This window comes from Allobosea sp. CER48 (assembly GCF_044752385.1).
Classification (GTDB): Bacteria; Pseudomonadota; Alphaproteobacteria; order Rhizobiales; family Beijerinckiaceae; genus Allobosea.
This window is the reverse complement of record NZ_JBIWYK010000138.1, coordinates 1-7243: the sequence shown is the minus strand read 5'-3', so window position 1 is coordinate 7243 and position 7243 is coordinate 1. Positions and strand designations below refer to the sequence as shown.

Genomic DNA, 7243 nt, shown 5'->3' with positions numbered 1-7243 from the left:
ACCAGTTCCAGCGCCAGGAAGCGCCGCGGATCGGCAGGGCCGGGAAGGATCAACTGGCCCGGCGGCAGCATCTTGAAGCCGAAGCGCGCATAGTACGGCTCGTCGCCAACCAGCATGATCAGGTCGTGACCGGCCTCGCGCGCAGCTTCGATGGAGCGGTTCATCAGCGCCCCCCCGATGCCCCTGCCGTCGAAGGCAGGATCGACGGTCAGCGGGCCGAGCATCAGCGCCTTGTGCCCCCCGGCGAGGACCGGCGTCACCTTGACCGAGCCGACGAGGAAGGTCCCGACATGCGCGGTGAAGGACAGTGCCTGATCGGGCGGCACGCCTTCACGCAGGCGGAAGGCGGTGCGGGCAAAGCGCCCGGGGCCGAAAGCGCGCTCGTGCAGGCGCTCGATGGCGGCGGCGTCCACGGGCATTTCGTGGCGGATGGTCAGAGGCAGGGATGTCATGACGATTACGCGAGGCGGGAAGCGGATCGGCTAAGCGGAGGGCAGGCGCGTATGGGCGCAATGCCGGTCAGGCGCATTCAGCGCGCCGGTCGTCGCAGGTTCCGCAGCATGTGCCCGTTCGTCATGCCAGCGCCTCTAGCAGAGCTTCCAGGCGGCGTCCATCCGTCTTGCGTTCTGCCGCCGCAGCTTGCCGACCGCGCCGCATTGGTCTCAACTCGGCCCAGGCATGGGGAGCGCTCTGCCTCAGGGTGGCGACGGGGCGCAGTCACTGGCGCCACCTGTCGAAACGGAGGAAGCAGATGCCCCGAACTCCGCTGTGCCTCGCTGCGCCGCTGCTTGTCGCGAGCATGCTTTGTGCCCAAGCGCAGCAGCCCGCGCCTGCGAAGGAGCCTGCAAGGGACGAGTTTTTCTGGCTCGGAGAGATCAACAAGGCGAGCACGGTCATCAACGCCGAGCAAGGCCTGCTCGACCGGGCGCTGGCGCCGAAGCTAGCGAAGGGCATCGCGAAGGTCATCGAGGCCGGCAACCAGCCGGGCGCCAGGCGCCCGACGACGGTCATTACCTTCGAACCCTTGATGATCAAGGAGGCCGGGGTCGAGGTCACGCTGATCCATGCCGGCCGCTCCAGCCAGGATATGCATGCGACCTACCGCGCCGCGATCCTGCGCGACCGGCTGCTCGCACTCGCGGACCAGCTCAATCGCACAACGCGGACAATGGTCGAGCTAGCGGCGACGCATCGCGATACCATCGTGCCCAATTACACCAATGGCGTCGCGGCCCAGCCCAACAGCTACGGCCACTATCTCCTCGGCGTCGCAGCCGGCCTGGAGCGCGACGCCCAGCGCATTCGCGAGATCTATGCGCGCGTAGACCGCTCGCCGATGGGCACCACCGTGCTCAACGGCACGAGCTGGCCGCTCGACCGGCGGCGCATGGCCGACTATCTCGGGTTCGCGGCCCTCGTCGACAACGCCTACGACGCCTCGCAGATCGCGGCCGCCGACCTGCCGGTCGAGGCGGGAAGCATCGTGACGGCCCTCGCCCTTCATGTCGGCGGCTTCATCGAAGACGTGATGACGCAATATGCGCAGTCGCGCCCCTGGATCCTGCTGCGCGAGGGCGGCGGCAACACATATGTCTCGAGCGCGATGCCGCAGAAGCGCAATCCCGGCCTGCTGAACGGCACGCGCGAGGACGCTTCGACGGCGTTGACGCTGGCGATGGGGCCGGTGTTCAAGGCGCACAACATCCCGCCCGGCATGCCCGACGCCAAGGATGCCAAGGCCAACAGCGCCATGATCGACAGTGCCGCCAGGTCCCTGCAGGGCCTCGACCGCATCCTGAAGGCTCTGGTCATCGATCCCGAGCGAGCGCTCGAAGAGCTCAACAGCGACTGGACCGCCTCGCAGGAACTCGCCGACCTGCTGATGCGCAAGTACAGGCTGCCCTTCCGCGCCGGGCATCACTTCGCCTCCGAAATCGTCGATTACGCCAAGGTCAACAACATCAGGCCGACCGACTTCCCGTACACGCAGGCGCAGGCGATCTATCGCAAGGCTGCCACGGAGATGGGGTTACCCGCGGCGGAACTCCCGATGAGCGAGGCCGAGTTCCGTTCGACTCTGGATCCCGTCGCGATCATCAGGAATCGAGCCACATCCGGCGGCCCCCAGCCCGCCGAGATGGATCGCATGCTGGCGGAAGCCAAGCAGCGCCTCGACCGGCAAGACGCGTGGATCGGGAACAGGCGCGAGGCGATCACCGCGGCTCTGGCGAAGCTCGACGCCGATTTCGGAAAGCTGGCGAAGGGCGCGGACTAGCCCCGGCCCCGCATCACCAGTCTGCGGCCGCAGGCTTTCCGGCAATGATCTCCTCCAGCCGGCGACGCGTGGCCTGTGTCGTCCCCTCAGGCAACGCATCCAGTCCGAAGAACCCTGCCGCGGCAATCTCCTTGTCCGGCTGCTTGATCTGCTCGACCCTGAAGGCGCGGACGACGTAGACCGCAACATGGTCACGCTGCGAGATGCGCCGGTTGAAGAACAGGCCATGCAGGGCGGGCGGCCCCTCCAGAGCGATGCCGGCCTCCTCGGCCAATTCGCGCTCGAGCGCCGTCGCTGCCGTCTCTCCGACTTCGACGCCACCGCCGGGAAAATGCCAGCCCGGCACATAGGTGTGGTGGATCAGGAAGACCTCGCCCCGATCGTTCAGGACCACGGCCCGGACACCGAAAGTCACGCTGCGCACGAGTCTGAAATAGATATGAAAGAGCCGGGTCAGCAGCCGCTGCCGGAATGTCCTCCGCGTCTCCGGGTCGGCGGCAGCAGGAGGCGTCTGCGATTGCATCGGAAAGACTCTCAAGGCCCGGTTAATTGTCTATGCAAAAAGCGCATGACGGACCGTCAACCACGGCGCTTGCCCTGTCACAAACGCGTCCCAAATAAGGCGCATACAACCGCCGTCCCCCAGGAACCACTAACATGTTGCTCTCGTTCATCGTCTCTTACCTGAAGGCCAAGCCGGCCTATGTCTGGAAGCCCGCCGTTACCCTGACCGATTCCCGCATCGTGTCCGAACTGACCGGCGCCGCCAACTGAGCTTTCCGCATCCGCCAGTCCAGGCGCGTCAACGACGCGCTTGACTGACGGCAGGCGGGAAGGGCAAGCGCTTGAGCGTGTTCAAGCTCGCGCATCTGTCGGACCCGCATCTCGGCCCGCTCGCCGGGTTCTCGCTGCATCAACTTTTCGGCAAGCGCGCGACCGGCTACGTCAACTGGCGTCGCAAGCGCCGTCATGCCCATGACATGGACATACTGGCGGGCATCGTCGCCGACATCCATGGAAAGCAGCCCGACCATATCGCCTGCACCGGCGACGTCGCCCATATCGGCCTGCCCGACGAATTCAAGACCGCCGTCGCTTTCCTGGACACGCTCGGCCCCCGCGAAACGGTCAGTTTCGTCCCGGGCAATCACGATGCCTATTCGCGTTCCTCGTTGAAGCCCCTCGCCGGCCTGCTGGCGCCCTGGTGTGCCGGCGACGATGGGCGCGCCGGCTATCCCTGGTATCGGCGCCGAGGCCCGGTCGCCCTGATCGGCGTCAACAGCGGCGTGCCGACCATGCCGCTGATGGCGACCGGTCGCGTCGGCAGGGAGCAGATGGAGAGAACTGCGGCCCTGCTCGATCGCGCCCGCGACGAAGGCCTCATCCGCGTCGTGCTGATCCACCATCCGCCTTATGTCGGCGGCGCTCGGCGAGGCCGCGAACTCGTCGATGCCGCCGCCTTCGAGGCCATGTTGAAGCACAAGGGCGCAGATCTCGTCGTCCACGGCCACAATCACAGCTTTTCGCTGGCCTGGCGCCCCGGCCCCGGCCATGACGTGCCGATCGTCGGCGTTCCCTCCGCCTCGCTCGGCCCACGCGGCCATGGCGAGCTCGGCACCTGGCATCTGTTCCGCATCGAAGGCGATGCCGGGGCCCCGCGGATCACGCTGGAACAGCGCGGCTTCGAGCCTGACGGCACGGTGATCCGCCGCCAGGAGATCGCTCTTTTGGGTGGGCGCGTCTGAACGGCCCGGGCCGTACCCGGGCCGAGTTCGCCGGGGCCTAGATGCAGCGCCCGCCGTCGACCGCCAGCACCGAGCCCGTCACCATGTCGGCCTCGTCCGAGCACAGGAACAGCGCGGCGTTGGCGATGTCCTGCGGCGTCGAGAAGCGGCCCCACGGAATGGTGGAGGTAAAGGCCTTGCGGCGCTCGGGCGTATCCTCGCCCATGAAGGTGGCGAGCAGCGGCGTCTCGCCAGCCACCGGCGCGATCGCGTTGACGCGGATCTTGTCCGGCGCCAATTCGACCGCCATCGACTGCGAGATCAGGTTCGCGGCCCCCTTCGAGCCGTTGTACCAGGTCAGGCCCGGGCGCGGGCGCAGGCCTGCCGTCGAGCCGATGTTGAGGATGACGCCGCCGCCATGCTCGCGGAAATGCGGCACGGTCGCACGCGCCATCAGGTAGATCGACTTCACATTGACCGCGAAGACCCGATCGAACTCTTCCTCGGTGACCTCGGTCATCGGCTTGTTGCGATGGGTGGTGCCCGCATTGTTCACGACGATGTCCAGCCGGCCGAACTTGGCGATGATCTTCTCGACCGCCTTGTCGACGCTCTTGGCCTTGGCGACGTCGCAGGTCACGGCGAAGGCCTTGCGGCCGATCGCCTTGGCCGCTTCCTTGGCCAGGTCGCCGTTGATATCGAGCACCGCGACGCGCGCACCTTCGCGCACGAAGGTCTCGGCGATGCCGAAGCCGAACCCTTGCGCCGCGCCGGTCACCAGCGCCGTCTTGCCCTTCAGTCTCATGATCGTTCCCTGTGCTTTGCGATTGCGCGATGTTTGAAACGATTGAGCGCGTCGGTAAATGCGCTTTGGCGCGCAGGCCGATACGGAAATCGAATGGCAGCGCTTACGCGCCGATCTCTTCCCGCAGCATCTCCAGCTCCAGCCAGCGTTCCTCGGCCTCGCCGATCTCGCGCGAGACTTCTTCCAGCCTGGCGGTCGCCTTGGCGAAGAGCTTCGGATCGCGCGTGTAGAGGTCGCCCGCGACGGCGGCGTTGAGTTTCGCAGCCTCGGCCTGCAACCCCTCGATCTTCTTGGGCAACGTTTCCAGCGCGTGCTTTTCGTTGAAGGAGAGCTTGCGCTTGGACGGCGATGCGGACGGCGTCGCGGCGGCGGCCTTCGGCGCCGCGGCCGGCGCCTTCTCCATCACGCGCAGCTTCGCTCCGACACCGCGGCCGCGCTGCGCCAGCATGTCGGAATAGCCGCCGGCGAACTCAGTCCAGACGCCATCGCCGTCCGAGATCAGCACCGCCGATACGACCCGGTCGATGAAGTCACGATCGTGGCTGACCAGCAGGACCGTGCCCTGGTAATCCGCCAGCAGTTCCTGCAGCAGGTCGAGCGTCTCGAGGTCGAGGTCGTTGGTCGGCTCGTCCAGCACGAGCAGGTTCGACGGTTTCGCCAGCGCGCGCGCCAGCATCAGCCGTCCGCGCTCGCCGCCGGAGAGCGCACCGACGGGTGTGCCGCGCTGGATCGGCTGGAACAGGAAGTCCTTCATGTAGGAGATGACATGGCGGGGCTGGCCGCCGACCATGACCTGGTCCGACCCGCCGACGGTCAGCGCATCGCCGAGCGGCGTCGCCGGATCGAGGCTTTCGCGCCGCTGATCGAGCGTCACCATCTCCAGGGCGGTCCCGAGCTTCACCGTGCCGCTGTCGGGGGCAAGTGCCCCGGTCAGCAGGTTGATCAGCGTCGTCTTGCCGGCGCCGTTCGGCCCGACGATGCCGATCCGGTCGCCACGCGCCACGCGCAGGGACAGGTTCTTGACGATGACGTTGTCGCCATAGGCCTTGGCGACGTCGATGGCCTCGATGACTAGCTTGCCGGAGGTCTGCGCCTCGCTCGCCTCCAGCCGCACATTGCCCTGCGCGGCGCGCGCGGTGCGGCGCTGGTCGCGTAGCGCATGGAGCTCGCCGAGACGGCGCTGGTTGCGCGTTCGCCGGGCGCTGACGCCATAGCGCAGCCAGTCCTCCTCGCGGGCGATCTTGCGGTCGAGCTTGTGGCGGTCGAGCTCCTCCTGGGCCAGCACCTCGTCGCGCCAGGCCTCGAACTCGCCGAAGCCCCTCTCGGCGCGCCGGGTCACGCCGCGGTCGAGCCAGATCGTCGCGCGTGACAGCGAGGTCAGGAAGCGCCGGTCGTGGCTGATGAGGACCATGGCCGAGCGCAGCGATTTCAGCTCCTGCTCCAGCCATTCGATCACCGGCAGGTCGAGATGGTTGGTCGGCTCGTCCAGCAGCAGGATGTCGGGCTCGGGCGCCAGCACCCTCGCCAGCGCGGCCCGGCGCCCCTCGCCGCCCGACATCGAGGCGGGGTTCTCCTGCCCGGTGAGGCCGAGCTCGGTCAGCAGGTATTGCGCGCGATAGGCGTCGTCGCCCGGCCCGAGTCCGGCCTCGACATAGGCGAGCGCGGTATCGAAGCCGGTGAAATCCGGCTCCTGCGGCAGGTAGCGGATGGTTGCGCCCGGCTGGACGAAGCGCTCGGCATGATCGGGCTCGACGATCCCGGCCGCAATCTTGAGCAACGTCGACTTGCCCGAGCCGTTGCGCCCGACAAGGCAGACGCGCTCGCCGGCCGAAACCGCGATCTCGGCGGCTTCGAGCAAGGGCTGTCCGCCGAAGGTGAGCGCGACGTCGCGCAGATGCAGCAAGGGGGCCATGATCCGTCCTGTGTTCCGGCCTGCGGGATAGACCGCCATCGCCGCCCTGTCACGCCCGCAGGTCGGCATGGCTCATGCCGGCGCGCCTTTTGCGCATGCTGGCACGCCCCTTGCCAGCACGATTGCGGTCCCTATCGTGTAACGGAGCCCTCGCATTGAGCCCCAAAGCCATGACCAGCGAACGACCGATCGGAATCGGCCACAATGGCGGCCCTCCGCTGAAGGAACGCAAACGCCGCCCCGCCTCCGGCTCGGGCAATATCGGGCGCTATTTCGACTGGCGCTTCGCGCATCGCAAGGCCTGGAAGAAACCGCGCGAGATCGCGTTGCGGCGCGAGGAGAAGGCTTCGGCGCTGGGCCTGACCTACGAGGAATACTCGCTCGAAGTCATGGAGCGCGGCTATTTCCCGCAGCCGGAGCATGTCGACACGATCAAGGCCAAGCGGGCCCAGCGGCGCAAGGATAACGGCGTGGTCGGCCAGTCGCTCAAGGGCATGAAACTGAGCTAGGCTGCCTCGCGCCGGCCC

7 protein-coding genes are annotated in these 7243 nt (G+C 67.3%); 3 read left to right on the top strand and 4 right to left on the bottom strand.

Features of this window, described 5'->3' with window-relative positions; all coding sequences use genetic code 11:
• On the bottom strand, positions 1-452 hold a 452-nt coding region (locus tag ACIPIA_RS07460), incomplete at its 3' end, for a GNAT family N-acetyltransferase (protein WP_400508140.1).
• A 299-nt stretch (positions 453-751) separates the two neighbouring features.
• On the opposite strand from ACIPIA_RS07460, the gene ACIPIA_RS07455 reads away from it, so the two are divergent.
• On the top strand, positions 752-2275 hold the full coding sequence (locus tag ACIPIA_RS07455; protein ID WP_400508138.1) for an argininosuccinate lyase: 1524 nt from the start codon (positions 752-754) through the stop codon (positions 2273-2275).
• Positions 2276-2288: 13 nt separating this feature from the next.
• Here ACIPIA_RS07455 and ACIPIA_RS07450 read toward each other — a convergent pair whose 3' ends face one another.
• A complete protein-coding gene (locus ACIPIA_RS07450) occupies positions 2289-2798 on the bottom strand; it encodes an NUDIX domain-containing protein (protein WP_400508136.1) in 510 nt (169 codons plus the stop codon).
• 328 nt (positions 2799-3126) lie between these two features.
• Between ACIPIA_RS07450 and ACIPIA_RS07445 the strand changes: the two genes are divergently transcribed.
• On the top strand, positions 3127-4020 hold the full coding sequence (locus ACIPIA_RS07445; RefSeq protein ID WP_400508141.1) for a metallophosphoesterase family protein: 894 nt from the start codon (positions 3127-3129) through the stop codon (positions 4018-4020).
• A gap of 37 nt (positions 4021-4057) precedes the next feature.
• Here ACIPIA_RS07445 and ACIPIA_RS07440 read toward each other — a convergent pair whose 3' ends face one another.
• Complete coding sequence (locus ACIPIA_RS07440; protein ID WP_400508134.1) at positions 4058-4804, bottom strand: SDR family oxidoreductase; 747 nt, start codon at positions 4802-4804, stop codon at positions 4058-4060.
• A gap of 103 nt (positions 4805-4907) precedes the next feature.
• Complete coding sequence (locus tag ACIPIA_RS07435; RefSeq protein WP_400508132.1) at positions 4908-6716, bottom strand: ABC-F family ATP-binding cassette domain-containing protein; 1809 nt, start codon at positions 6714-6716, stop codon at positions 4908-4910.
• Between the two features lie 170 nt (positions 6717-6886).
• Here ACIPIA_RS07435 and ACIPIA_RS07430 point away from each other — a divergent pair, with 170 nt between their 5' ends.
• Positions 6887-7225, top strand: a complete 339-nt coding sequence (locus ACIPIA_RS07430; protein WP_400508130.1) for a hypothetical protein — start codon at positions 6887-6889, stop codon at positions 7223-7225.
• Positions 7226-7243 lie beyond the last annotated feature (18 nt).

Bases quoted from the DNA above. Each gene is read 5' to 3' on its own strand.
- ACIPIA_RS07455 (WP_400508138.1), top strand. From the start codon at position 752: ATGCCCCGAACTCCGCTGTGCCTCGCTGCGCCGCTGCTTGTCGCGAGC.
- ACIPIA_RS07450 (WP_400508136.1), bottom strand. From the start codon at position 2,798: ATGCAATCGCAGACGCCTCCTGCTGCCGCCGACCCGGAGACGCGGAGG.
- ACIPIA_RS07440 (WP_400508134.1), bottom strand. From the start codon at position 4,804: ATGAGACTGAAGGGCAAGACGGCGCTGGTGACCGGCGCGGCGCAAGGG.
- ACIPIA_RS07435 (WP_400508132.1), bottom strand. From the start codon at position 6,716: ATGGCCCCCTTGCTGCATCTGCGCGACGTCGCGCTCACCTTCGGCGGA.
- ACIPIA_RS07430 (WP_400508130.1), top strand. From the start codon at position 6,887: ATGACCAGCGAACGACCGATCGGAATCGGCCACAATGGCGGCCCTCCG.